Here is a 23981-nt window from a genome sequence, read left to right on the forward strand (position 1 = left end):
TCGTTCGATGACGGCACCTTGAAAGTGGCGTCAAGGCGCCCAATCTGCTGTCCAGTCACCGGTTCAAGACGCTTGCACAGGATTTCTGCATCATTAAAATTAGCACTCATCGGTATCGAGTGCTAACAAGTCGCCGATCCGGGTCTTTGAAACCTCGTTCCATTTCACTAGCCAAGTTGGAGTCCACCCATGAGCACACTGCGTCCGTTGCATGATCGCGTCATCGTCAAGCGTCTCGAAGAAGAGCGCGTCTCGGCCGGCGGCATCGTCATCCCCGACAGCGCCACCGAAAAGCCGACCCGCGGCAAGGTCACCGCTGCCGGCACCGGCCTGATCCAGAAAGACGGCAGCGTGCGCCCGATGTCGGTAAAGGTGGGCGACACCGTCCTGTTCGGCAAGTACGCCGGTCAGGAAATCAAGATCGACGGCGAAGATCTGGTCTTCCTGAAGGAAGATGACATCGTGGCTGTGATTGAAGGTTGATTGATGGGGGCCTTTTGACGGGAGAGCGCGAAATCAAAACCCGCGCACCCCAGTCGCCTTTGGCCCCTTTCTGTTGGGCTTTTGCAAGCGACAAACCTTTCCTAATTTAATTTTTTGAGGCAAAAAAATCATGGCAGCTAAAGAAGTACGTTTCGGCGAAGACGCCCGCGCCCGCATGCTCAAGGGCGTCAATACCCTGGCCAACGCGGTCAAGGTCACCCTCGGTCCCAAGGGCCGCAATGTCGTGCTCGAAAAGAGCTTCGGCGCCCCCACGATCACCAAGGACGGCGTGTCTGTCGCCAAAGAGATCGAGTTGGCTGACAAGTACGAGAACCTCGGCGCGCAGATCGTCAAGGAAGCCGCTTCCAAGACGTCCGACGTCGCCGGTGACGGCACCACCACCGCGACCGTGCTGGCACAGGCGTTCATCCAGGAAGGCCTGAAGGCGGTTGCCGCCGGCATCAACCCGATGGACCTGAAGCGCGGCATCGACAAGGCCGTCATCGCTGCGGTCGGCGAGCTCAAGAAGCTGTCCAACCCGACCGCCGACGACAAGGCGATCGCCCAGGTCGGCACCATCTCGGCCAACTCCGACACCAACATCGGCGACATCATCGCCACTGCGATGAAGAAAGTCGGCAAGGAAGGCGTGATCACGGTGGAAGAAGGTTCGGGTCTGGAGAACGAGCTCGACGTCGTCGAAGGCATGCAGTTCGACCGCGGCTACCTGTCGCCGTACTTCATCAACAACCAGGCGTCGCAGCAGGTTGAGCTGGACGACCCGTACATCCTGATTCACGACAAGAAAGTGTCGAACGTGCGCGAGCTGCTGCCCGTGCTGGAAGCCGTCGCTAAGGCCGGCAAGCCGCTGCTGATCGTGGCCGAAGAAGTCGAAGGCGAGGCCCTGGCCACGCTGGTCGTCAACACCATTCGCGGCATCGTCAAGGTCGCCGCCGTCAAGGCGCCGGGCTTCGGCGATCGTCGCAAGGCGATCCTGGAAGACATCGCGGTGCTGACCAACGGTCAGGTCGTGTCCGAGGAAGTGGGCCTGTCGCTGGAAAAGACCACGATCGGCGATCTGGGTCGCGCCAAGCGTATCGTCATTACCAAGGAAAACACCACCATCATCGACGGTGCCGGCGAAGCGGACAAGATCCAGTCGCGCATCAGCCAGATCAAGGCGCAGATCGAAGAGACCTCGTCCGACTATGACCGCGAGAAGCTGCAGGAGCGCGTGGCCAAGCTGGCCGGCGGTGTTGCCGTGATCAAGGTCGGTGCCGGCACCGAGATCGAAATGAAAGAGAAGAAGGCCCGCGTGGAAGACGCCCTGCACGCCACGCGCGCAGCGGTCGAAGAAGGCGTGGTTCCGGGCGGCGGCGTCGCTTTGATCCGCGCACTGAAGGCCGTCGAAGGCCTGAAGGGCGACAACACCGATCAGGACCTGGGCATTGCGATCACCCGCCGCGCGCTGGAAGCGCCGCTGCGTGCGATCGTGTCGAACGCCGGCGAAGAGCCGTCCGTGATTCTCAACAAGGTCAAGGAAGGCACCGGCAACTTTGGCTACAACGCCGCCACCGGCGAGTTCGGCGACATGGTCGAAATGGGCATCCTGGATCCGACCAAGGTCACCCGCTCGGCTCTGCAGCATGCGGCATCGGTCGCCGGTCTGGCGATCACCACCGAGGCTATCGTTGCCGAAGTACCGAAGAAAGACGACGGCCACAGCCACGGCGGCGGCGCGCCGGGTGGCATGGGCGGCATGGGCGGTATGGACTTCTAAGTCCTGTGCTCTTGCCATCGGAGACGATGGCAAGAGCACACCCCAAGCGGCCGTTTATGGCCGCACTGCTCAGCAAAACATCTGCAACAAAAAACCCCGCTTCGGCGGGGTTTTTTGTTAGTGCCGCATGGGCGGCAGCAGGATCTTGGCTGGCTAGTAGATAAGCGGAAATGTCGGTCGAGAAACCTTTTTGTGAAGCTAGAAGCTAATAGAACAAAGCGGCGGGTGCCGACGGTGGCGACGGTCCGGCAGCATCGTCGCGCACGATGCCGCTGGCCTGCGGCGTATCGATTTTCGGGAGCAGGTTGTCGAGCTTGCCGCTCATGCGCAGCTGGTCGACGCTGGACATCGCCTGATCGATGCGCTGTTCGTCGCCGGCTTCGGACGGCGGTGGCGCGCCGGGTGCCTTGGTCAGCGACGCCAGCTGTGGACCAACCAGAGTGGTCAAAGCGAAGTACGGATCGTTATGGATACCGGCCTGCTCCAGCAGCTTGCCCGGTAACAGCCAGGCGGCAGTGTCGGTGCGGGTCGGTTGGCCATGAAGATTGTGTGGATCGACCATCAGCCATGTACCTGCCTGGCTCAGCATGTCTTGGCCGTCGACAAAGCCGGTGGTGCGATAGCTGTCGGTCAAACCGGGCAGATGATCGCCGTAGAACAGTACCAGGCTCGGGCGATTGCGTTTGGCCAGCCACGCGACCAGCCGGCCCAGCTCGGCGTCGGCGTGGCGCATGTGATAAATGTAATTCTGCAGCTCGCGCTTGTCGATATCGGCCAGGCCGTTCGGTACGGGAATAGCGTCGCGTTCATCGGCGTGAGCGGGCTCCACGTCGTAAGGGCCGTGTGCCTCGATGCTGATGGCAAAAATGAACTGCGGCGGCCCGCTGTCCTTCATCTGCGTCATGATCTCGTCGGTCATCGCGCTGTCGGCCATGTACTTGCCGTCGTTCGCCGCGTTGGCGGGAAACGAGGACTGCGACACGAACCGATTGAAACCCAGCGCCTTGAACGCGGTGCTGCGGTTCCAGAAGGTCGGATCGTTGCCGTGCAGCGCGATCGTGTCGTAACCGTGGCTGTTGAGCGTGCGCACCAGGCTGGGCACCGACTTCTTGCTCATCTGCAGATACGGGAACTGCAGATTGTCGAAGTAGCGCAGCGAGAGGCCGGTCAGCACTTCGAACTCGGTGCGGATGGTGCCACCACCGAACGTCGGCACATGCAGCGGGCCGCTCATGCCGTGCTCGGCCAGCCGCTTCAGGTTCGGCGTGAAGTGGCTGTTCTCGTAGCCGCGCATGATGGTCGGGTCGAAAAACGATTCGCTCTGGATCACCACGATGTCGGGCATGTCGTGCCCGGCTGCCGGCGCCTGCATGTACTGCTTCATCGCTGCCGCCGACTGATCGATCAGCTGACTTGCCGCGACGTGATCGGGCTTCTGTTTGTTGTGGCCGTTCTGCAGTTGAAACATGACCAGTGAGCTGATCATTCCCGAGTGGCCGCTTGTGGACGCGGCCGACCAGGGTTCCATCCAGAGCACGTGGCCGTTATAGATTCGGCCCCATGTCGACGTGCCTATAAGCAGGCTGACCAGCAAAGCCGTCAGCACGCCGCCGGCCAGCAGCCGTTTGCCACCGGTGCGACGGGCGAACAGCGGCGGCTCGAAGCGCCAGATCGCCACCGCTAGCGCGATGGCAACCAGCACGCCCAGATACGGCCATGGGCTGTGCGGCAAATAGCCGAACAGCAGGTGCGCGCCACCGCGGCGCAGCTGACCGACCATGCGGAAGTCGTCGGGCAGGAGCGGCGTGCCGAGGTTGGCCACCTTCAGCGTATTCACGGCGTAGAAGACGCCCTGCACCAGAAAGGCCAGCCCGAACGCCAGCAAAAGCCGGCGGGTCAGCACCAGTAACACGCCAGCCAGCAGCAGCCCGGCCAGAGCGTTGGCCAGGGCAAAGCGCGGTTGCTGCAGCCATTGCGATGGCGCCACTCCCGGTCCACCGTCCAGCAGGCTGGTCAAAAGGACAAAGAGGAGAGCTGCAAAAAGCACGCAGGCGGCGCGCGTTGCAAGCGATCGAGCGGGGCGGACTGGCTGGGAGGCATTCAACGGCATGACAGTCCTGCGCTTGCTGACATGGTTTAGACACGGAAATGTAATCGAGCGCAGATGAACCCAGTGTGGGTGGCGACGTGCCGATGCTGAACGGCATTTGAGCGTGAGCGTGCCTCCTGCGGGGCCGGTTTACCGATAACCGGCATGCCTGGCCCGGTCGTTGACCCGTCGACCCTGTCGCGTGCGGCACAATGCCGGGATGTCAGCTCAAGAATCTCCCGCGCTGCGCGCATTGATCGACGATCGTTACGGCGATCTGCTTGCCCGTTGCCGCAGTGCCGGCCTCCACGTTCAGCATGACGACGAGGACACCGCGCGTATCCGCCATACCCTTCTGGCCAGCGACTTCGCCTTCGACGTGTGGTCGCGCCAGCCGGAACTGCTGTCGCCGTCCGGGCTGGCGCGCTTGTATGACACAAGCGCGGCGAATGCCCGCGTCGACGATTTGAAGCTGCCGGATGACGAGGCAGGCAGTCTCAAAGTGCTGCGCCGCTTTCGTCACGCCGAGGCGCTGCGCCTGGTGTTTCGCGATGTCAATCAGCTCGATGCATTGCCCGAGACGCTGTCGGCGACCAGCGTGCTCTACGAAGTTCTGCTCGGCGTGGCGCTGGCCTGGTCCGAACGGGCGCTAGCCGCGCGCTACGGGCAAGCCCGCGATCATGACGGCGAGCGGCAGCGCATGGTCGTGGTCGGCTTCGGCAAGCTCGGCGGCAGCGAGCTGAATTTTTCCTCCGACATCGATCTGGTGCTGGCCTATCCGCAGGGCGGCCAGAGCGATGGCTCGCGGCCGCTCGACAACAGCGAATACTTCGTGCGGCTCGGGCGCCAGCTGGTGCGCCTGTTGAATGAGCCGACGATGGATGGCATCTGTGCGCGGGTCGATCTGCGTCTGCGCCCGTTCGGCAACGCCGGCCGGCTGGCGCTGTCGTTCGGCGCGATGGAGCAGTACTACCAGAGCGAAGGCCGCGACTGGGAACGCTATGCCTGGATCAAGGCCCGCCCGGTCGCCGGCGATCGCGCGGCCGGCGAACAGCTGGAGGAGCTGCTGCGGCCATTCGTTTATCGCAAATACCTCGACTACACCGCGTTCGCGGGCCTGCGTGAGATGAAGGCGTTAATCGATGCCGAGGTCGTGCGCAAGGATCTGGCCGACAACCTCAAGCTCGGCCCGGGCGGTATCCGCGAGATCGAATTCATTGTGCAGTTAACCCAGCTCATTCGCGGCGGTCGCGAACCCAGCCTGCGCGTGCGCGGCCTGCTTCCTGCGCTGGCCGAGTGCGAAGCGCGCGGGCATATTCATGCGGTGCGGGCGAGCCTGCTGCGCGATGCCTACGTGCTGCTGCGCCGCGTGGAGAATCGCGTGCAGATGCTGCGCGATGCGCAGACGCACGACATTCCCGAAGACGACCTGAGCCGCGAACGCATCGCCCTGAGCCTGGGCTATGCCGACTGGCATGCGCTCGACGCGGCGCTGGCCGAGCATCGCGCCAACACCAGCGAGGAGTTCGCCGCCGTACTGATGCCACAAGGTGGCCGCGCGGCCACGGTGCCGGTGCAGGACATGCTGCTGTGGCAAAAGGCCTGCGACGAATCCCTCGATGCGGCCGCGCTGGAGGCTTCCGGTTTCAGCGGCGGCGTCGAGCTGGCCGATGCGCTGTTGAAACTGCCGCAGGCTGCCGCCGTGCGCGCGATGTCGGTGCGCTCGCGCGAACAGCTCGATCATCTGATGCCGCAGCTGCTCGACGCGGCGCGACTCAGTGCGGCACCGGTACCGTGTCTGTTGCGCCTGTGCCGGCTGATGCAGGCGGTGGCGCGGCGCTCTTCGTATCTGGCGCTGCTGGAAGAGCAGCCCGGCGCGCGCAAGCGCCTGGTGCAGCTGTTCGCCGACAGCGCATTTCTGGCCGAGCGCGTCATCGCGCAGCCGCTGCTGCTGGATGACGTGCTCGATCCGCGCATCGATCAACTGCCGTTCAAGCGCGCCGACATCGTCGCCGAAATCACCCGCGTGCTGGCCACGCTGGACGAGCGCGAGGCCGAGGCCGAGCTCGAGCGGATCAACGAATTCAAGGCCTCGACCGCCTTCCGGCTCGGGCTGGCCTTCAATGACGGTCGCGTCGATGCGGTGGCCACCGCGCGACGGCTGGCCACGTTGGCCGAGTCGGTCGTGATCGCGGTGACCGCACTGTCCGAGCGCGAGCTGATCGTCAAGCACGGTCGGTTGCCGGGCGTGGGCTCGGGCTTTGCCGTGCTTGGCTACGGCAGCATGGGCGGCAAGGAGCTGGGCTTCGCGTCGGATCTCGATCTCGTCTTTGTTTACGACAGCCGTCGTGCGAGCGCGTTGAGCGACGGCGATCGGCCACTCGAAGGCGTGCGCTGGTATCAGCGCCTCGCGCAGCGCGTGCTGAACTGGCTTACTGTGCTGACCCGCGCCGGTCGACTCTACGAAGTCGATGCGCGTCTGCGGCCGGATGGTTCCAAGGGTCTGCTGGTGAGCAGTCTGGACACGTTTGTCGCGTATCAAAAAAGCCGCGCCTGGACCTGGGAGCATCAGGCGCTGCTGCGGGCGCGGCCGGTGGCCGGCGATGCGGCGCTCAACGACGATCTGGCGCAGGTGCGTCGCGACATTCTGTCCGTGCCACGCGATCACGCGACGGTGTTTGCCGAAGTCAGCAGCATGCGTCGGCGTTGGCGCACCGAGCGCGATCGCTCCGATGCGCGCCAGCTCGATTTGAAGCAGGGGCACGGCGCCTTGCTCGATATCGAATTCCTGCTGCAGGGGCTCGTGCTGGCGAACGCATCGCACCACCCAGAGCTGCTGGAAGTCACGGCCAACGCGGCGATGATCGAAGCTTGCCGAAGGGCACGGCTGATCGACGCCAACCAGGCGGCGATACTGACCGTCGCGCATGCCGATCTGCTGCAGCGCTCGCTCACCTGCACGATGGATCTGCGCTCGCGCCTTGCACCGCGCGATGCGGAGCTCAAGCAGGTCTGTGCCGGCGTATGGGACGTCGCCGAGGGGCTGGGTTTTCAGTTCGGCTGAAACGCGTTGGGTGTAGTCAGTCGCTCCGGTCTAGAAACTTGGCGCGCGAGGTCAGGACAGCGCCTGCCGTGCCCGTATGCGGCGACACAGTTCGTCGGCCAGGGCCTCGGTTTCCCGCAGTGGCGGTGCCGAGCTGGCGGCGTCGGAATCGATATCGAGCAGCAGGCCGGCGTCGCGCAGGGCGGCATGAAACCGTTCGATTTTTGCCGGCAGTGGCGCCATGGCAAACGTATGCACCGGGCAGCCTACCGCGCAGGCCTCGCTGAGCATGTTCACCGAGTCGGGCGTCACTACCAGGCGATCGGCCCAGCCGAGCACGCCAGGGTAGGGATTGGGGCCATCGTCGTGCCCGGCCCAGATCAGGCCCGGCACGTCTCGAAACGCCTGGCGGAAGACGTCGATCAGCGCGGTGGGCGTGCGACGTGAGGCCAGCACCAGCAAGCTGCCGCGTTCGCGCCGATGCCGATCGAGCAGGTGGCCGGCCAGACGTTGCGCGTAATCGGCGTCGAACATCATGCCCTGGCGCGGACCGCCGAGCAGGACGCCGACGCGCGGCTGCGGCAGGTCGGCCAGTGCGGGACAGGATTCGCGCCCGTCCGCCAGCCAGCCGTCGTCGACGGTGTTGAGCGAGCCCATCGGCGTCAGCACGTTGGCACCATGCAGCTCGTCGTGCAGCGGCGCGATCACCGTGTCCCAGTGCGCCGGATCGATTCGCGGATCGAGAATCTGCACCGTGTAGCAACGACCGGAAGAAAGCCGACGCAGTTGCCGCGTAAAAAGCGCGGCGGCTCGGCCACAGCCGATCGCCACGTCCGGCCACGGCGGCGCAAACAGACGCTGCTGATCCGCACTCAGTGCCAGAGCGCCGCCGATGGAAAGGCGCGGTGCCAGCCACGACCACGGCGGGCGCGGTTCGAGTATCAGATGGCGCACCGGCAGGCCCAGCCGTTCGGCCACAGCCCATGCCTGGCGCTGGTTGCCGGCGGCATTGTCGGTAATGGCCCAGCACTCACCGCGCAGTTTCAGCATGGTCGGCGGCGCGGCATTGTTTCCCCTGCGAGCACAGTACGTTCCTCAAGCCCATGATCTGTTGGTAACGCCACACCTATACACTGAACGCCTACCGCGCCGTGACGGTGCACTGTGACGATAGAGGATACCGATGAGCCAGACACTTTCCGAGGCCGCCCTCGACCAGCTCTTTCGCGAGGCCCGCACGTTCAATGCGTGGCAGCTCAAAGAGGTCAGCGACGAGCAGCTGCACCAGCTGTATGACCTGACCAAGTTTGCGCCGACCAGCGCCAACGCGTCGCCGATGCGCGTGGTATTCGTGAAGTCGAAAGAGGCCAAGGCCAAGCTGGCACCGTTTCTGTCCGAAGCCAATCGCGCCAAGACGGCGGAAGCCCCGGTCACCGCGATCATCGGCAGCGACCAGGCCTTTTACGAAAAGCTGCCGAAGCTTTTCCCGCATGCCGATGCCCGCAGCTGGTTTGTCGGCAATCAGGCGATGATCGAGGCTACCGCGTTCCGCAATTCCAGCCTGCAGGGTGCGTATCTGTTGCTGGCAGCACGTTCGCTGGGCCTGGATTGTGGGCCGATGTCCGGCTACGACCAGGCGGGCGTCGACGCGGCCTTTTTTGCCGGCACGTCGATCAAGTCCAACTTCTTGATCAACATCGGTTACGGCGACGCCAGCCGCAATATGTTCCCGCGCAGCCCACGGCTCACGTTCGACGAGGCCTGCACGATCGCCTGATGGCGCAGTGCCACTACACCGTTCTGAAATCGTCCTTTCAAGCTCTCACCTTTCCCAGGAGATACCTCATGCGCACTCTTCGTTTTCTCGCCATCGCCGGTTTGCTCGGCGCCGCCGTCTCTTCGGTCCAGGCCGCGCCGGTCACCTACCAGCTCGACCCGGGCCATACGATGGTGCTGTTCACCTGGAATCATTTCGGCTTTTCCAACCCTACCGCCAACCTGCCGCTGGGCAGCGGCACCCTGGTGTACGACGAGAAGCAGCCGTCCAAATCCAGCGTGGAAGTGACGCTGCCGCTGGCCAATCTGGATACCCATGTCAGCGCGCTTGATGAGCATCTGAAAAAGCCGGATTTCTTCGACGCCGCCAAATATCCGGACGTGACCTTCAAGAGCACCAAGGTGCAGCCGCTCGGTGGCGACAAGTTCAAGGTGACCGGCGACTTGACCGTGCACGGTGTGACCAAGTCGGTCGTGCTGGACGCCAAGCTCAACAAGGTCGGCGAGCATCCGATGAAGAAGGTGCAGGCGATCGGCTTCGACGCCACCGGTACGCTGAAGCGCTCGGATTTCGGCGTGGCGGCTTATGTGCCCAACGTCAGCGACGAGATCAAGATCCACATCACTACCGAAGGCGCGGTCGCCAAGGCCGACGCGGCCAAGTAAGCCACGCGGTAACGCCAACACGATTGACCCCAGCCCGCGCCGGCAACGGCGCGGGTTTTCCATATCTGGCTATGGCCTATCCGACGTGAGCGCTCAGCCTGCTACCATTCTCCTCTTGTCAGATCGTCCGGAGTTCCTCATGTCGCGCCCCGTTTCTGCCGTGTCGCTGGTGCCGGCCAATGCCGAAAATCGTTACGAAGTGACGCGCGCCGACCTACCGCTGTCCTGCCCGATGCCCGGCATGGAGGTGTGGAATTCGCATCCGAAGGTCTATCTGCCCATCGAGGGCGACGGCGGCGAGTCCGTTTGTGCCTATTGCGGTGCCAAATACGTGCTGCGCGACTGATCGCAGGCGTTACTTCACTGCAGTCAGCGGCACTGTTTTTGCTTTACCCATCGGATGAAAGTCATTAGCCCAGAGCTCGCGCCTAGCGCCATGGCGCCAGCCAGACGGCTTACCGTCGTCCAGCTCATCCCGCGTCTGCATGCCGGCGGTGCGGAGCGTTCGACGCTGGAGATTTCCCGTGCACTGGTGCTGGCGGGCCATCGCTCGGTGGTGATCTCTGCGGGCGGCCGGATGGTCGAGCAGCTGCAGGCCGAGGGCGGCGAACACATCACGCTGGACCTGGCGCGCAAGTCGCTGCGGACGCTGGGACGGCTTGGCCAGCTTCGTCGTCTGCTGCAGCAGATACGACCCGACATCGTGCATGCGCGCTCGCGGCTGCCGGCGTGGCTGGGCTGGTGGGCCATCAAGGGGCTAACCCCGCGGCCACATTTCGTCACCACCGTGCACGGGCTCAATTCGCCCGGTCGCTACAGTGCGATTCTGCTGCGCGGCGAAAAAGTGATTGCGGTGTCGCAGACCCTGCGGGACTACGTGCTGAGCCACTACCGTTGGCTCGAGTCGAGCCGCGTGCGGGTGATTCCGCGCGGCATCGATGCCGCTGCGTTCCCCTACGGCCACCGCCCGGACGACGGGTGGACGAAGGCGTTTTTCACCGAGTACCCGGCGCTGGCTGGTGCGCCGCTGCTGACGCTTCCGGCCCGCGGCACCCGCCTCAAGGGACACCACGATGCGATCGAACTGCTGGCCGATCTCAAGCGTCGCGGTGTCGAAGCGCGCCTGCTGCTGCTGGGCGTCGTGGAGCCGGGTCGTGAGGAGTATCTGGCCGAGCTGCAGGAGCTGATCCGTGTGCGCGGCGTCACCTCGCAAGTAGTGCTGACGCCGTCGCGCAGCGACGTGCGCGATATCTATGCGATATCCACGCTGGTGCTGCAGTTGTCCAACAAGCCTGAATCGTTTGGGCGCACCGTGATCGAGGCGCTGTCGCTGTGTCGGCCGGTGCTCGGTTACGCCCACGGTGGCGTCGGCGAGCTGTTGGCCGAACTGTATCCTGCCGGTCGCGTGCCGCCGGGCGATCGCGAAAAGCTGGTGGATCGTGCGGCCGAACTGCTGCGCGTTGCCCCGCCGATCGCTCCGCTGCAAAGTTATCGACTGGTCGACATGCAGCAGGCCACGCTGGCGTTGTATGCGGAGGTCGCCGGCAGCTGAGTTCGGTCTCCCGAACACCCGCTCGCCTACAATGCGCCATTGTCTTCATCACGGCGGGTTGCATGATTCCCATTCGCTCCACGCTCAAGGCCGCGCTGCGCTCGCCGCTGCTGCCGTTCTGGCTGGTGGTGGCGCTGTTGCCGGTGGGGCGCAGTTCTGAGCTGGGTACGGTACTTTGCCTGCTTGGGGTGATCATGCTCTTTGCCAGGTATCCGCATGCGCTGCGGGAAAATACCGGCGCGCGTCTGCTGCTGTGGCTGCTGGCAGCGTATATCGGCGCGGCGCTGATATCCGCCTTCGGCTCCGTGGTTCCCGGCAAGAGCTGGGGCACGGTGGCGGCAATCCTGCGATACGTTCCTCTGGGCTTGTACGCCTGCTTCGCGATTCGTCGCACCGAAAAGCTGCAGATGCTGTTCGACGGCGTGGCGCTGGTGGTCGCGTTCTGGGCCGCCGATGCCTGGATTCAGGCATTCACCGGTTGGAGTCTGGGCGGCCATGCCGAGGCCGAACGTCTATCCGGCATTTTTGGCGCCGCCAATCTCAAGCTGGGGCCGACGTTGGCCGTGTTGTCGCCTTTCGCGCTCTGGGCCGCGTCCCGACGATGGGGTTTGCCTGGGCTGCTGCTGTCTTTCGGTTTTTTGCTCGGGCCCGTGCTGCTGGCCGGATCGCGCGCGGCGTGGATTTGCTATGCCCTGGTCGCGGTGGCTTTCGTCTGGCGTGAGGCTAGAACGCCGACCCGATTTATCGGGTTCTGCGCGGTCGTTGCCGGCGCGCTTGTGCTGGCAGGAGGTGTCGCGTGGAAAACCTCCGAGCGTTTCCACAGCCGCATGGACCGCACCTTGATTGCGCTGCGTGGAGACCCCCAATCGGTGGATACGGCGCTGAGCGGACGGCTGGATATCTGGCATGCCAGCGCCGAGATGATCGCGGCGCATCCCATCAACGGCGTCGGCGTGCGCGGTTTTCGTTATGCCTATCCGCACTTCGCGCCGGCGACGGACCATTTTGTGATGGACGAGTCGTGCGGCGAAGGCGAAGGCGCCTGTCATCCGCACCAGCTGGTGTTGGAGATACTTTGTGAAACCGGGGCGGTGGGGTTGCTGCTGTGGCTTGCGGGCGCCTGCCTGGCATTTTGCGCCTGGCGAAATGTGGGTCCAGCGGCGCGCGCGCGGGCTTTTCCTGCGACAGTGGCGATCGGCGTGATGCTGTTTCCTCTAAACACACATTTGGCCTTCTATTCGGCGTGGTGGGGCTTGCTGTTTGGCTGGCTGCTTGGACTATGGTGCGCATCGATATCTGTTGAAGTAGCCTCTGATGGAAGCGATGCGGACGGGGCGGTCGGCCATGTCGCGTGAACCGCTGTCGGTGGTCGTGATCACTTTCAACAACGCCGATACGTTGGACGAGTGCCTTCGCCAAGTCGACTGGGCCGACGAAATCGTGGTGCTCGACTCCGGCTCCACCGATGCCACGGCACGCATTGCCGAAGCGCATGGCGCACGCATGGCCGTACATCCCTTCGACGATTACGGCCCGCAGAAGCAGCGCGCTTACGACATGGCCAGTCACGACTGGATACTCAACCTGGATGCCGATGAAATCCTCTCGCCTGGAACCCGAGAGATCATTGAAGAGGCTTTAGTTGCTCCTCGTCATGCGGGCTTTCGCCTGCCGCGCCGTGAGCGCATGTTCTGGACTGTGCAGCACCGCTTGAGCTGGCGCAACGGACACCTGCGGCTTTTCGATCGACGCCGCGGCGGCATGAACGATGTCGAGGTCCATTCTGCCGTCGAGGTACGCGGACCGGTAAAGACCCTGCATCGCGCCGACTTCGTCAACAACGGCGACAGCGACATTGCCACCCGAATAGAAAAGATCAACCGTTACACCACCGGCATGGTCGCGTACAAGCTGCGCAAGCGTCAGCGTTTCACGGGGCTGCGCATGGTGTTCTATCCGCCGGTCTTTTTTCTGCGCCAGTACATCGGCAAGCGTTATTTTCTGAATGGCTGGGCGGGGTTTATCGCCAGCGTTACCGGCGCCTTCTATGCGTTCTTGAAGTACGCCAAGCTGCACGAGGCTAAGCGGCGTGGAAATATCCGGCCCTAGACGTACCGCACCGGACTCGCCGTTTCTACGATGCGATCGAAATGTCTCCCGTTGCGCCAGCGGTCGCCGCTGATTCGGCTGTGCACGGGAGTCAGGTTAAGGGTTAAGGGCCGGGATCGGCTCATAGTGAAGCCGTCTGCCCCGCAGAGGCGTCCACGGCTGCAATCCGGCGACTTGTCAGCGTTTTTTCAAACGCTGCAGCGATGACTGACGTGCTGAAGTTTGTGGCAACAAAGGCTTGCGCGGCTTGGCCCATCGTCTCGCGCCGATGGGCGTTGCTCAGCGTGAGGATCGCGTCACGCCAAGCGGGGACGTTTCCCGGTTCAAGGAGCAGCCCCGTCGCGTTTGCCTGTAGGGTTTCCGGTACACCGCCAACGTTGCTTCCCAGTACGGGTATGCCGCAAGCCTGCGCTTCGACTGCCACTCGGCCAAAGGTTTCCGGCCGCTTGGAGGGAAAGGCCAGCATCGAGATGGCGTTGTAGAAGGGGTGTACGTCTTCCATCCAACCGGTGAAATGGTGCCGGTGCGCCGTTTCAGGATGTGCCGCGACGCGCTCGCGCAGGACCGCGGCATCGGGACCGTCGCCGACCCAGAGGCAGTGCAGCCGCGGTTCGTCGCGCATCGCCGCGCCGGCGGCTTCGAGCAGGGTGAAGATGCCTTTGCCGTCGCTCATGCGGCCGAAATAGCCCACGACGATGGCGTCTTCGGGTATGCCGAGCTGGCGACGAATGCGTCGGCGCTGTTCGGCGTCGGGCCGGTAGATACCCAGATTGACCGGGTTGTACAGAATCTGCACCAGCTCGGCGGGAACGCCGCTATCGAGGTACGCCTGCCGGGCATAGTGGGACACGGCGAAAAAGCGGTCGGCCAGCCGCGGCAGGAAATAACCGGAAAGGCGACTCATCGCGGGCGTACGGTGACGGAACAGTGCCACCTTCGCGCCGAGCAGTCGACCGCAAAGAACGAGAGGCCAGTATTCCTTGCCGAAATTGCCGACCAGCCAGTCGGGCTTTTGTTCTTTCGCTGCGGCAAAGACCGCGCGATAGCCGCGTACATCGAAGATATTGCGAAACCGCGCATGGTGCAGGCGTACGTTCGATCCGGCCAAGCCGTGCGAAATCAGGCCGTCCGGATAGACCACCGCGCTGACGTCGTGCCCCGCTTCCGCCATGGCCTGCGCCAGCGCCACGAAATGGGTCGCGGCGCCGGTGTGTTCAGGGTTGGTGCCGACAAATAGAAACTTCATCGACGCCGATCCTCGTAGCCGGAAAAGACTTTCATGGCGAACTGCGGCAGCAGATGGTGGCGCGCGATCTGCATGCGCGGCAGGCGCCACAAGTCGTCGCCAGCGACAGCGCGGCCGCGGTGTGTAGTCGTGGCCGTGCGGAAGCCGGCCTCGCGGGTGACCTCGACCACACGCTCGTTTTCATCGCCATACGGGTAGCAGAACTGGGTTACCTCGCTGCCGATGCGATCCTCCAGCTCTTCCTTGCAACCGCGAATTTCGCCGTGCAGCTGCGGCTCGGTGCATTGGGTGAGGCGGGGATGGGTGCGCGTATGCGCGCCGATTTCCATGCCGCCGTCGCGCCATGCGCGAAGCTGCTCGGTGGTCATCAGCTGTTTGCGAATACCCAGGCGCTGGTCGTCCCAGCTGTTGTAGCGACCGATCTGTCCGCTGACGACATAGCAGGTCGCGCTGAACCCCCATTTTTGCAGCACCGGCATGGCGGACTGCAGGTTGTCGGCGTAGCCATCATCCAAGGTGATGACCGCGACCCGCCCGCTTTTCTCGCCGCGCAGATAGGGCTCGGCCGCCGTGACGGACAGCCCGATATAGCCAAGCCGGTGCAGCAGCCACATCTGGCGGCCGAATGCGCCGGGGCTCACGTACAGGCTGCGGTAGACCGCAAGGTCGCGCGGCGCCGGCGCGATGTTGTGATACATCAGGATCGGAATCGCCGCTAGATGGGTGTTGGCGGGTGAAGTCATGGACGCAAAGTCTTCCTTGAGCTGCCCGGAATGCGCCGCCGGTCTGGCAGCGCAGCTAATTCAGGCGATGCGCGATTCTCGGGCGGGTTCCTGTCGCGAATCTGTCGCGCCTCAGTACAGCGTTGGCTGCCCTTCAGGTCGACTTTTGAAGCGCTTGTGCACCCACAGATATTGTTCGGGCGACTCGCGCACCATCTGCTCGATGCAGCCGTTCACCCTGGCCGTGTCGATCAGTGCGTCGGTACTGGGGAAGTTTTCCAGCGGCGCGCCCAGGCGAAGTGCGTAGCCTGTTCCATCGGGCAGGCGGCGATGGAAAAACGGAATCACCGCGGCGCCGGACAGCCGCGCCAGATGATGCGTCGCCGTGATGGTGGCGGCCGGCACGCCGAAAAACGGCACGAAGACACTGTCCTTGCTGCGCATGTCCTGATCGGGCGCGTACCAGAGCGTGCCGCCGCTGCGCAGATACTTCACCGTGCCGCGCAGGTCGTCCTTGTCGAACATGGTGGTGGCGTAATCCAGCCGGGCACGCAGTACGGCCCACTCGAACACGGCCGAGTCCATCTTGCGGTACATGCCGGAAATGCGAATGCGCTGCGAAACCAGCCGCGCGCAAAGTTCGAGATGCGAAAAGTGGCCGCCCACCAGCAGCACGCCCTGACCGCGGGCGCGCGCCTGCTCCAGATGCTCCAGACCCTCGATGACGATGGGGATGCTGGCGATCTTCTTTTCGCTGCCCATCCAGCCCAGCGCAAATTCCACCAGCATCAGGCCGATGTCGCGCAGATTGTCGTCGACCAGCCGTCGCCGAGCCGCGGCATCGAGCTCGGGAAAACACAGCGCGATATTGGTTTCGGCGATATGCCGGCGTGCCGACGGCACTCTCATGACCAATCCGCCGAGGCGACGGCCGAGCCAGAGCAACGCGGCGTACGGAAGTCGAGCGATCAGCCAGATCACGGCAACGCCAACCCACGCCGGCCAATGACGTGGTGCGAGCAGCGATCGGATAAAACGGGGGCGTGGCATGCCTGGCATCCGCACCATTGTAACGGGCGCTTTCGGCGGCGGCTCGCACAAATCGCTGTGGCTATACTTGAACGTTGATTTATCGGCTGATCGGCGGATTCTCTTGCTGCGTTTTCTGTACACCATTGCGATGTATCTGGTCACACCATTGCTGGTGTTGCGACTGCTGGCCCGCGGCGTGCGTTCGCGGCCCTATCACCGACGCTGGCCGGAGCGATTCGGCATTTTCGAAGCCCCCGGCTTCAACGGCAGCCTGTGGATTCATGCCGTTTCGGTCGGTGAGGTCAATGCGGCCGAGCCGCTGATCAAGGCGCTGCAACGCGATTATCCGAACGCGCCGCTGGTGATCACCACGGTAACGCCCACGGGCACGGCGCGGGTCCATCAGCTGTTCGGCGACAGCGTGTTCCACGTCTACCTGCCCTACGACCTGCCGTTCTCGGTGAACCGCTTCATGCAGCGCGTGCGGCCGCAACTCGCGCTCATCGTGGAAACCGAAATCTGGCCGAATCTCTATTTTGCCTGCCGCGATCGCGGCATTCCGCTGATGATCGTCAATGCGCGCCTGTCGGAGCGTTCGCTGCGCGGCTACAAACCGCTGCGCAGTCTGGTGCGATCCTCGCTGCGCTGTGTCCGGCAAATCGCCGCGCAGTCGCGCACCGACGCGGCGCGCTATCGATTGCTGGGTGCCGATCCCCGACAGCTCGTGGTCACCGGCAATATAAAGTTCGACATGCCGATCCCCTGCGGTGCCGTCACCGATGGCGCTGCGATGCGCGAGCACTGGGGCGCGCGGCGGCCGGTATGGATGGCGGCCAGCACGCACGAGGGCGAGGAACTGGCTGTGCTGCAGGCGCATCTTCAGGTGCTCAAGCGCTTGCCCGATGCGCTGCTGCTGCTGGCGCCACGTCATCCGGAACGATTCCGCATGGTCGAGCAATCCGTACGCAGCCTGGGTTTCACCACCGCCAGCTACAGCGTCGATGGTCTGCCGCTGCCGATGCATCAGGTCTTCGTGATCGATGCGATGGGTCGGCTGATGCCGTTTTTTGCCGCATCGGAAGTCGCTTTTGTCGGAGGCAGCCTGGTGCCGATCGGCGGACATAACGTGTTGGAACCGGCAGCGCTGTCGATACCGGTGCTGGTGGGACCGCACACGTTCAATTTCGAGGAAATCACCGTCAGTCTGATGCAGCAGGGCGGCGCCGAGCGCGTCGCCAATAGCGAGGCGCTGGGTCCAGACGTGCTGGCGCTGCTGCTGGACCCGGCCAGGCGCGAGCGTATGGGGCAGGCCGCGCAGACGGTTTTTGATCGCGAGCGTGGCGCCGTGCATCGCATCATGCGGATGATCGACAGCCTGCTGCAGGAATAGTCAGGCGTATAAAAAAACGGGCCTTATGGCCCGTTTTTACTTTCCATGCTCAAAGTTTTGAGTGCGGCCGACGCGTTTACTGCAGCAGCACGTTGGCTGCCTGGATATCCTTGTACTCGATCCGTCCGGTCGAGTAGCGCAGGTTGAGCTTGTCCAGCACCAGCTGGTGACGCGCCTGCGAGTACGTGTTCTGGGCCGACGTCAGGGTCTGGATCGCGTTGAGCACGTCGATGATGGTCTGCGTGCCGACATTGAACCCGGCGCGCGTGGCGTCGAGCGCCTTCTGTCCGGATTCCACCGCGGCCTTGCCCGATCGCACCTCCTCGATATCCGCCAGCACCGAACGGTAGTAGTTCAGCGTGGTGCGAACGACCAGACGGCGCTCGGACTCCAGCGAGTCCTTGGCCGCATCGCGCTGGTAGATCGACTGACGCACGCGCGACTGCGTTGCACCGCCGGAAAAGATCGGCACCGACAGCGTCACGCCGATCGTGTTGCCGAAGCGGCCGTTGCCGGTATATGCCGAAGCGCTGCCGTTTTGCAGCCACTCGGTGCTCTTCGCACGGCTGACGGTGGCACTGAGGGTAGGCAGGTGGCCGGCGCGTGCCGCGCTAATATCGTGTTCGTAAGCGGTGACGGTGTACTGCTGGGAAAGAATGCTGGGGTTGTACTTGATCGCATCCTGCACCCACGCGTTCGGATCGGCCGGCACGGGCGGATCGAGCGGCAGATCGTCGCGCAGCTTCTTCAGATCGCCGACCGGCTGCCCGGTGATCTGCGTCAGCGCTTCACGCGCGTCGTTGAGGGTGTTCTGCGCGGTAATGGTCTGGGCCTTGGCCGCCTCGTACGCCGCTTTCGCCTGGTACGCTCCGGTGATCGCGGCGGTGCCGGCCTTGAACTGCGCGTCGGCCTGGTCGTACTGCTTCTTGTAGGCGTCTTCGTTCGCCTTGGCGAAGGTCAGCGCATCCTCGTCGGTGAGAATGGTGAAATACGCCGTGGCAACGCGCACATACAAGTCCTGCTCGGCGGACTGGTAGGTCTGCTCGCTGGCATCGGCGGTGGCATGGGCGGCCCGCAGATCGGCAATCTTGCTGAAATCGAAGATCACCTGATCGATCTGGCCGGACAGGTTGCGCGTGCGCACGTGGCCGGTATCGGAGTTGCCGCCCGTCGTGCTGTTGGACAGCGGGCCGGTACAGGCGTACGTGCCGGTTCCGGCGGCGATGCCGTCGCACAGATAACTGTTGCTGCCGGTGCCCGTGAGGCTGCTGGAGGACGAGCTGCCGCCGCTGGTCTGGGTCAGTCCGTAACTGGCGGAAATCTGCGGCAGCAGCAGCGCACGTGCCTGCGGCACGCCTTCGCGCGTGGAAAGATTGGTCGCGTCGGCCTGCTGCAGCACGGGGTCGTTGGCGCGCGCCTGCCGGTAGGCATCGAGGAGGTCTTCGCTATGGCCGGGCAGCGAAATGGCGGCGAGAGCCAACGCCAGAGAGAGCAGCTTCAAACGCATGGGGTGCCTCGTGGGGGAATCGGTCGGGGGCGAACTTAAAAGACGAAACGCTTCAGCGGTTCGGCGTGAGTGAGATAGGGGAGATCGGTTTCAAAAAGCGTCTCTTCCCGATAGCGTCCGGCGCCTTCGTGGGTCAGCAAGGTGGCATGCTGCACGGGCGACTGGCCACGAACGACCAGCGCGCGCGCATCCGTCTTCAGCCAGCTCAGCCAGCGCGCCGGTATGCTCGACACCGCACCGGTAACCACCAGCGCATCGAATAATTCATCCGGCTGCCAGCCCTCGACGGCTTCGCCAGTGACGAGGGCGACGTTGTGGATGCCGGCCTTTTGCAGATTCTTGGTGGCGTCCATCGTGAAGTCGGCATGGATGTCCACGCTGGTGACGTGGGCCGAGAGGCTGGCCAGGCAGGCGGTAAGAAAGCCCGAGCCGGTGCCGATTTCAAGCACGCGATCGGTCGGCTTGAGATCCAGCGCCTGCAGCACGCGGCCCTCGACCACCGGCTTCATCATGACTTCGCCGTGACCAAGCGGCAGACAAAGGTCGGCAAAGGCGAGCTGACGGTGTGCAGCGGCGACGAAGTCTTCGCGACGAATTTTGCCGATGACGTCCAGTACTCGGCCATCGAGCACTTCCCAAGGGCGCACCTGGTTTTCCACCATGTTCGAGCGCGCTTGATCGAAGTTCATTGCCATTGTTTCGTGTCCCGTGTCGATCAAATAAGGTGGAAAAGAATAATTGCAGCAGCGGGAGCCCGACAACGTAGTGGACGAGGCACGATGACAGACTGCCGGTTGTCGTGCGGCCTTCGAAGTGCCGGAAGTCACCGCAACCGGCTGACTGCCGTCACCTGGCGATCCGCCGATGTCCGCGTGCGCCGCGTCTGAACGCTTTGAAACAAGTGTTTGGAAAATAATTGAACCGTTGCGTATAATAAAGCTCGAATCATCATTTGTGAAGGTGCGGGCATGAGTATCAGCGCGCAAATCAGACCTCAGGGGCCAGGCCGCCCGAAGGATATGGAAAAGCGTGCGGCGATTCTCGCGGCAGCCAAGGCATTGTTCGTGCGCAATGCATTCGCCGGAACCAGCATGGATGCGATCGCAGCCGACGCCGGTGTATCTAAACTCACCGTGTACAGCCATTTTGGTGACAAGGACAATCTTTTTCGTGAAGTCATTCGATCACGGGTGCAAGACTGGCTGCCGGAAGAAATCTACGCCTACGATCCGAAGGTCGATATCGGCGAGATCCTGAAAAGGATCTCCAACGCGCATATGCTGATCGACTGTCAGACCGACAGCATCGGTACGTTTCGCGCGATTCTCAGCGATTGCCGTCAAGGCAACCCCCGCTACGGCAAGCTGCTTTGGGAGGAAGGGCCCGCCCGAAACCATCGTTTGATGGAGCGGCTGTTTCAAGATGCGGTCGATGATGGCGTGCTGGATATTCCATGCGTCAAGACGGCGGCCATCCAGTTCATGTCGTTGATCAAGGGCGATCTGCTGCTCCGTCGCCTTTGCGCTTGCGACGAATGCCCGGATACGGCGGCGGCAGAAATCGAAACCATCGCAAAGGCCGGCGTGGCCACCTTCTTGCGTGCCTATCGGGTTCGCTGAATCTGCAAGAACTTGGCACGAGCGCCAGGAAATTCGACGTTATTGGAGCAGCACACGAACAAAGCGTCTATTTGCATGTTCGCTTATTGGCCGAGATGAGCGCCAATTACGTCGTGCGGCGTGCGCGGCGATGTATCCGCAGAAGTTCCAAGTTCCAGGGATTTTCGTGTCCCGCTAACGGCGATACTGCATCATGTGTCACGCAGCGGATGCCATATCTGGCCGAATGCCCTTGTCTGCTGTCGACGTTGGCGGAAGTCTAAGGTCGAAGGCGGCCAATGAAACTCAGCGGTCAGTCCGCAGCCGTACCGACTGCTGCTCGAGCAAACCCTTCGGATTTCTGCCGCGCTACGCCATCGCGCAGCCGCCCTTGCGGCAACGAGAATCGTTCAAGATGGTCTTCACTCGGCCTTACCAAGGACATTTCTAGGCTAGTGGCAATCTAAGGCGGTGCCGGTAAATCACGTTGCGCGGGCCGGCGCCTATTACCCATCTAAGGAGCAAGCCATGGCCAAGGCCAAGCCGTTCGTTACCGACATCGAAAACATCCGCAAGCGCGCGCGCCAAGATATCGAAAAGGGCGCCATGACGGCCGGATACAGCGCCGATCGCGCCACTGTTGTGAAGCTCTTGAACCACGCGCTGGCCACCGAAATCGTGTGCGTGCTTCGTTACAAATATCACTATTACATGGCGTCCGGCATCAATTCGCAGAGCGTAAAGTCCGAGTTTCTGGAGCATGCCAACGAAGAGCAGGGCCACGCGGACCTCATTGCCGAACGCATCACCCAGCTCGATGGCAAGCCCAACCTCTCGCCCGAAGGTCTGTTGACCCGTAGTCACGCCGATTACGTCGAAGGAACCGACTTGGTCGATATGATCAAGGAAAATCTGGTGGCCGAGCGCATCGCCATCGACAGCTACCGCGAGATCATCGACTACATCGGCACCGATGACCCGACCACACGCCGTATGCTGGAAGGCATTCTGGCGATGGAAGAGGAGCACGCCGAAGACATGAATACCCTGCTGGAACAGCTGGGCAAAAAAGGCGAACCGGCCAAGCCTGCGCCCGAAAAGAAGACTTCTAGCAAGCATCACTGATCGCCGCTGCGCTCACGCGCCCAGACGGCGGATGCAGCAACGAACGAGGGACCGCATGCGGTCCCTCGTTCGTTTCCAGGTTAGTGCCTGCCGCGGTTAGCTTACCAACCGGCAAGCACCAGCTTGCCGATCGTCTTGCCGGATTCCAGCCGTCGATGCGCCTCGCGCAGCGTGGCCGCCGAAATAGGAGAGAGCGTTTCGGTACGCGTGCCGTGCAGTTCGCCAGCGTCGATCAGCGCCGCCACGCGATCGAGAATTTTGCCCTGCTCGTTCTGGTCGGCCGTCTTGTAGCGCGAGCGGGTGAACATCAGCTCCCAGTGGATGCCGATGCACTTGGACTTATAGGGATCGCCGATATGCAGCGCGCCGCTGGGTTCCACGATCAGGCCGACATGGCCCTGCGGCGCAAGAATCTCGCCGATGATCTCCCAATAATGATCGGTGTCGGCGAAATTCAACGCCGCGTCCACGTCCGCAAAGCCCAGCGCCTGCAGTTGGGCGGGCAGCGGCTGACGATGATCGATCACATGATGTGCGCCCATGGATCGACACCAGTCGGATGTCTCCGGTCGTGACGCGGTCGCGATAACGACAAAGCCCGCACGCCTAGCCAGCTGGATCGCCAAGGACCCCACGCCGCCGGCCCCCGCGATGATCAGCAGCGATCTGCCCTTGCCGCCGTGCTCGCTGTCGAAAGGCATGCGCTGGAACAGCAGCTCCCAGGCGGTGAGCGAGGTCAGCGGCAGCGCCGCGGCATCCGCCGCCTCCATCGACCTTGGCGCATGTCCGACAATGCGCGCATCCACCAGCTGATACTGCGCATTGCTGCCGGGCCGGGTGATGTCGCCGGCGTAGTAGACGCGATCGCCGACGCTGAAGCCGCTGACCGATTCGCCCATGCTTTCGATCACGCCCGCGGCGTCGTAGCCCAGCACCTTGGGCTGAGTCTCGATCTGTGCTTTGGGCGAGCGCACCTTGGTGTCGACCGGGTTCACCGAAACGGCTTCCACGCGCACCAGCAGATCGTGGCCGCTGGCGGTCGGCTGAGGTAAGTCGACATCGACAAGCGATTCGGGATCGTCGATCGGCAGATAACGTGTAAGGGCGACGGCTTTCATGCGGGCTCCATGAGCGGAAGAGTCCGAAGCATAGCGACCGCAGGGTGAGCATGCGGTCAGATAAAGTGCAAAAAAAGCGGCGCTTCTTGCGAAGCGCCGGCCTGGCGATCAGCAAAGTCGCGCTGCTGCAGCGATCAGTGCTTTTCCTGCTGGTAGCGCTGAATGCCGGCCAGAATTTCGGCCTTGGCCTCGTCGGCGCTGACCCAGCCTTCCACCTTCACCCACTTGCCTTTTTCCAGATCCTTGTAGTGCTCGAAGAAGTGGCCGATGCGCTCCAGCCAATGCCCCGACACGCCGCTCATATCCTTGATATGGGCGTAGCCTGGAAAGACCTTGGCCGTGGGAATCACCACCAGCTTCTCATCGCTACCGGCCTCGTCGGTCATCTTCAGCATGCCGACCGGATGGCAGCGGATCACCGCGCCGGGGATCAGCGGCAGCGGCAGAATGACCAGGGCATCCAGCGGATCGCCGTCGCCGCCCAGCGTGCCCGGCACGTAGCCGTAGTTGCACGGATAGCGCATCGGGGTGGACAGAATGCGGTCGACGAAAATCGCGCCGCTTTCCTTCTCCACTTCGTACTTGACCGGCTCGGCATCCTTGGGGATTTCGATGATGACGTTGATGTCGTTCGGCACGTCGCGGCCGGCGGAGACGAGATGCAGTCCCATGAATTGTCCTTGATGTTTTGAAAAAGTCGACCACTGAGGATACGCGAAACGCTGCTGCAGCGCAGCGGCGCGGG

The 23981-nt window shown here is 63.1% G+C and carries 21 protein-coding genes; 12 read left to right on the forward strand and 9 right to left on the reverse strand.

The annotated features are described in order from the left end of the window. Positions 1–189 precede the first annotated feature (189 nt). On the forward strand, positions 190–483 hold the full coding sequence (locus tag HDE78_RS14415) for a co-chaperone GroES (protein ID WP_179480678.1): 294 nt from the start codon (positions 190–192) through the stop codon (positions 481–483). A 130-nt stretch (positions 484–613) separates the two neighbouring features. Then, positions 614–2263, forward strand: a complete 1650-nt coding sequence (gene groL / locus HDE78_RS14420) for a chaperonin GroEL (RefSeq protein WP_179480680.1) — start codon at positions 614–616, stop codon at positions 2261–2263. A gap of 205 nt (positions 2264–2468) precedes the next feature. On the opposite strand, the gene HDE78_RS14425 is transcribed toward groL, so the two are convergent. Continuing rightward, positions 2469–4250 (reverse strand): LTA synthase family protein, encoded by a 1782-nt coding sequence (locus HDE78_RS14425; RefSeq protein ID WP_345776070.1) that lies wholly within the window; start codon positions 4248–4250, stop codon positions 2469–2471. A gap of 322 nt (positions 4251–4572) precedes the next feature. Here HDE78_RS14425 and glnE point away from each other — a divergent pair, with 322 nt between their 5' ends. Then, complete coding sequence (glnE, locus tag HDE78_RS14430; RefSeq protein WP_179480684.1) at positions 4573–7416, forward strand: bifunctional [glutamate--ammonia ligase]-adenylyl-L-tyrosine phosphorylase/[glutamate--ammonia-ligase] adenylyltransferase; 2844 nt, start codon at positions 4573–4575, stop codon at positions 7414–7416. A gap of 51 nt (positions 7417–7467) precedes the next feature. On the opposite strand, the gene HDE78_RS14435 is transcribed toward glnE, so the two are convergent. Continuing rightward, positions 7468–8445, reverse strand: a complete 978-nt coding sequence (locus HDE78_RS14435; protein WP_179480686.1) for a mitochondrial fission ELM1 family protein — start codon at positions 8443–8445, stop codon at positions 7468–7470. Positions 8446–8578: 133 nt separating this feature from the next. Here HDE78_RS14435 and HDE78_RS14440 point away from each other — a divergent pair, with 133 nt between their 5' ends. The 6 genes from HDE78_RS14440 to HDE78_RS14465 all read left to right on the forward strand — a co-directional run bounded on the left by HDE78_RS14440 (position 8579) and on the right by HDE78_RS14465 (position 13498). Next, on the forward strand, positions 8579–9172 hold the full coding sequence (locus tag HDE78_RS14440) for a malonic semialdehyde reductase (protein ID WP_179480688.1): 594 nt from the start codon (positions 8579–8581) through the stop codon (positions 9170–9172). A 68-nt stretch (positions 9173–9240) separates the two neighbouring features. After that, complete coding sequence (locus tag HDE78_RS14445; RefSeq protein ID WP_179480690.1) at positions 9241–9837, forward strand: YceI family protein; 597 nt, start codon at positions 9241–9243, stop codon at positions 9835–9837. A 139-nt stretch (positions 9838–9976) separates the two neighbouring features. After that, the gene (locus HDE78_RS14450) at positions 9977–10183 is read left to right on the forward strand and encodes a zinc-finger domain-containing protein (RefSeq protein WP_179480692.1); all 207 of its coding nucleotides are present in this window, start codon (positions 9977–9979) and stop codon (positions 10181–10183) included. A gap of 90 nt (positions 10184–10273) precedes the next feature. After that, on the forward strand, positions 10274–11389 hold the full coding sequence (locus HDE78_RS14455; RefSeq protein WP_255457822.1) for a glycosyltransferase: 1116 nt from the start codon (positions 10274–10276) through the stop codon (positions 11387–11389). A 62-nt stretch (positions 11390–11451) separates the two neighbouring features. Then, positions 11452–12744: an O-antigen ligase family protein gene (locus HDE78_RS14460; protein WP_179480696.1), complete on the forward strand. Its 1293-nt coding sequence runs from the start codon at positions 11452–11454 to the stop codon at positions 12742–12744. Further along, entirely contained in the window at positions 12734–13498 is a 765-nt protein-coding gene (locus HDE78_RS14465; protein WP_179480698.1) for a glycosyltransferase family 2 protein, read from the forward strand. Before HDE78_RS14460 ends, HDE78_RS14465 begins: the two co-directional genes overlap by 11 nt. A gap of 121 nt (positions 13499–13619) precedes the next feature. Here HDE78_RS14465 and HDE78_RS14470 read toward each other — a convergent pair whose 3' ends face one another. The 3 genes from HDE78_RS14470 to lpxL all read right to left on the reverse strand — a co-directional run bounded on the left by HDE78_RS14470 (position 13620) and on the right by lpxL (position 16516). Beyond that, positions 13620–14744: a glycosyltransferase family 4 protein gene (locus tag HDE78_RS14470; protein ID WP_179480700.1), complete on the reverse strand. Its 1125-nt coding sequence runs from the start codon at positions 14742–14744 to the stop codon at positions 13620–13622. After that, positions 14741–15487, reverse strand: a complete 747-nt coding sequence (locus tag HDE78_RS14475; protein WP_255457823.1) for a polysaccharide deacetylase family protein — start codon at positions 15485–15487, stop codon at positions 14741–14743. Before HDE78_RS14475 ends, HDE78_RS14470 begins: the two co-directional genes overlap by 4 nt. A 111-nt stretch (positions 15488–15598) precedes the next feature. Further along, on the reverse strand, positions 15599–16516 hold the full coding sequence (lpxL, locus tag HDE78_RS14480; RefSeq protein WP_255457824.1) for an LpxL/LpxP family Kdo(2)-lipid IV(A) lauroyl/palmitoleoyl acyltransferase: 918 nt from the start codon (positions 16514–16516) through the stop codon (positions 15599–15601). Between the two features lie 106 nt (positions 16517–16622). On the opposite strand from lpxL, the gene waaA reads away from it, so the two are divergent. Beyond that, complete coding sequence (gene waaA, locus HDE78_RS14485; RefSeq protein WP_255457833.1) at positions 16623–17888, forward strand: lipid IV(A) 3-deoxy-D-manno-octulosonic acid transferase; 1266 nt, start codon at positions 16623–16625, stop codon at positions 17886–17888. 76 nt (positions 17889–17964) lie between these two features. Here waaA and HDE78_RS14490 read toward each other — a convergent pair whose 3' ends face one another. Together HDE78_RS14490 and HDE78_RS14495 are read right to left on the reverse strand one after the other, a co-directional pair. Beyond that, positions 17965–19395 (reverse strand): TolC family outer membrane protein, encoded by a 1431-nt coding sequence (locus HDE78_RS14490; RefSeq protein WP_179480706.1) that lies wholly within the window; start codon positions 19393–19395, stop codon positions 17965–17967. Between the two features lie 35 nt (positions 19396–19430). Then, positions 19431–20090: a protein-L-isoaspartate O-methyltransferase gene (locus HDE78_RS14495; RefSeq protein ID WP_179480708.1), complete on the reverse strand. Its 660-nt coding sequence runs from the start codon at positions 20088–20090 to the stop codon at positions 19431–19433. Positions 20091–20363: 273 nt separating this feature from the next. Here HDE78_RS14495 and HDE78_RS14500 point away from each other — a divergent pair, with 273 nt between their 5' ends. Next, entirely contained in the window at positions 20364–21014 is a 651-nt protein-coding gene (locus tag HDE78_RS14500; protein ID WP_255457825.1) for a TetR/AcrR family transcriptional regulator, read from the forward strand. A gap of 507 nt (positions 21015–21521) precedes the next feature. Further along, positions 21522–22118 (forward strand): DUF892 family protein, encoded by a 597-nt coding sequence (locus HDE78_RS14505; protein WP_179480710.1) that lies wholly within the window; start codon positions 21522–21524, stop codon positions 22116–22118. Positions 22119–22219: 101 nt separating this feature from the next. On the opposite strand, the gene HDE78_RS14510 is transcribed toward HDE78_RS14505, so the two are convergent. Continuing rightward, positions 22220–23236: a zinc-binding alcohol dehydrogenase family protein gene (locus HDE78_RS14510; RefSeq protein WP_179480712.1), complete on the reverse strand. Its 1017-nt coding sequence runs from the start codon at positions 23234–23236 to the stop codon at positions 22220–22222. 134 nt (positions 23237–23370) lie between these two features. After that, on the reverse strand, positions 23371–23907 hold the full coding sequence (gene ppa / locus HDE78_RS14515; RefSeq protein ID WP_179480714.1) for an inorganic diphosphatase: 537 nt from the start codon (positions 23905–23907) through the stop codon (positions 23371–23373). Positions 23908–23981 lie beyond the last annotated feature (74 nt).

The sequence above is a fragment of the Rhodanobacter sp. K2T2 genome, from assembly GCF_013408815.1.
Taxonomy (GTDB): domain Bacteria; phylum Pseudomonadota; class Gammaproteobacteria; order Xanthomonadales; family Rhodanobacteraceae; genus Rhodanobacter.

What these genes read in the sequence shown, in the direction of transcription:
- HDE78_RS14415 (WP_179480678.1), top strand. Translation starts at nt 190, where the DNA reads ATGAGCACACTGCGTCCGTTGCATGATCGCGTCATCGTCAAGCGTCTC.
- groL (WP_179480680.1), top strand. Translation starts at nt 614, where the DNA reads ATGGCAGCTAAAGAAGTACGTTTCGGCGAAGACGCCCGCGCCCGCATG.
- glnE (WP_179480684.1), top strand. Translation starts at nt 4,573, where the DNA reads ATGTCAGCTCAAGAATCTCCCGCGCTGCGCGCATTGATCGACGATCGT.
- HDE78_RS14435 (WP_179480686.1), bottom strand. Translation starts at nt 8,445, where the DNA reads ATGCTGAAACTGCGCGGTGAGTGCTGGGCCATTACCGACAATGCCGCC.
- HDE78_RS14440 (WP_179480688.1), top strand. Translation starts at nt 8,579, where the DNA reads ATGAGCCAGACACTTTCCGAGGCCGCCCTCGACCAGCTCTTTCGCGAG.
- HDE78_RS14445 (WP_179480690.1), top strand. Translation starts at nt 9,241, where the DNA reads ATGCGCACTCTTCGTTTTCTCGCCATCGCCGGTTTGCTCGGCGCCGCC.
- HDE78_RS14450 (WP_179480692.1), top strand. Translation starts at nt 9,977, where the DNA reads ATGTCGCGCCCCGTTTCTGCCGTGTCGCTGGTGCCGGCCAATGCCGAA.
- HDE78_RS14455 (WP_255457822.1), top strand. Translation starts at nt 10,274, where the DNA reads ATGGCGCCAGCCAGACGGCTTACCGTCGTCCAGCTCATCCCGCGTCTG.
- HDE78_RS14460 (WP_179480696.1), top strand. Translation starts at nt 11,452, where the DNA reads ATGATTCCCATTCGCTCCACGCTCAAGGCCGCGCTGCGCTCGCCGCTG.
- HDE78_RS14465 (WP_179480698.1), top strand. Translation starts at nt 12,734, where the DNA reads ATGTCGCGTGAACCGCTGTCGGTGGTCGTGATCACTTTCAACAACGCC.
- HDE78_RS14470 (WP_179480700.1), bottom strand. Translation starts at nt 14,744, where the DNA reads ATGAAGTTTCTATTTGTCGGCACCAACCCTGAACACACCGGCGCCGCG.
- HDE78_RS14475 (WP_255457823.1), bottom strand. Translation starts at nt 15,487, where the DNA reads ATGACTTCACCCGCCAACACCCATCTAGCGGCGATTCCGATCCTGATG.
- lpxL (WP_255457824.1), bottom strand. Translation starts at nt 16,516, where the DNA reads ATGCCACGCCCCCGTTTTATCCGATCGCTGCTCGCACCACGTCATTGG.
- HDE78_RS14490 (WP_179480706.1), bottom strand. Translation starts at nt 19,395, where the DNA reads ATGCGTTTGAAGCTGCTCTCTCTGGCGTTGGCTCTCGCCGCCATTTCG.
- HDE78_RS14495 (WP_179480708.1), bottom strand. Translation starts at nt 20,090, where the DNA reads ATGGCAATGAACTTCGATCAAGCGCGCTCGAACATGGTGGAAAACCAG.
- HDE78_RS14500 (WP_255457825.1), top strand. Translation starts at nt 20,364, where the DNA reads ATGAGTATCAGCGCGCAAATCAGACCTCAGGGGCCAGGCCGCCCGAAG.
- HDE78_RS14505 (WP_179480710.1), top strand. Translation starts at nt 21,522, where the DNA reads ATGGCCAAGGCCAAGCCGTTCGTTACCGACATCGAAAACATCCGCAAG.
- HDE78_RS14510 (WP_179480712.1), bottom strand. Translation starts at nt 23,236, where the DNA reads ATGAAAGCCGTCGCCCTTACACGTTATCTGCCGATCGACGATCCCGAA.
- ppa (WP_179480714.1), bottom strand. Translation starts at nt 23,907, where the DNA reads ATGGGACTGCATCTCGTCTCCGCCGGCCGCGACGTGCCGAACGACATC.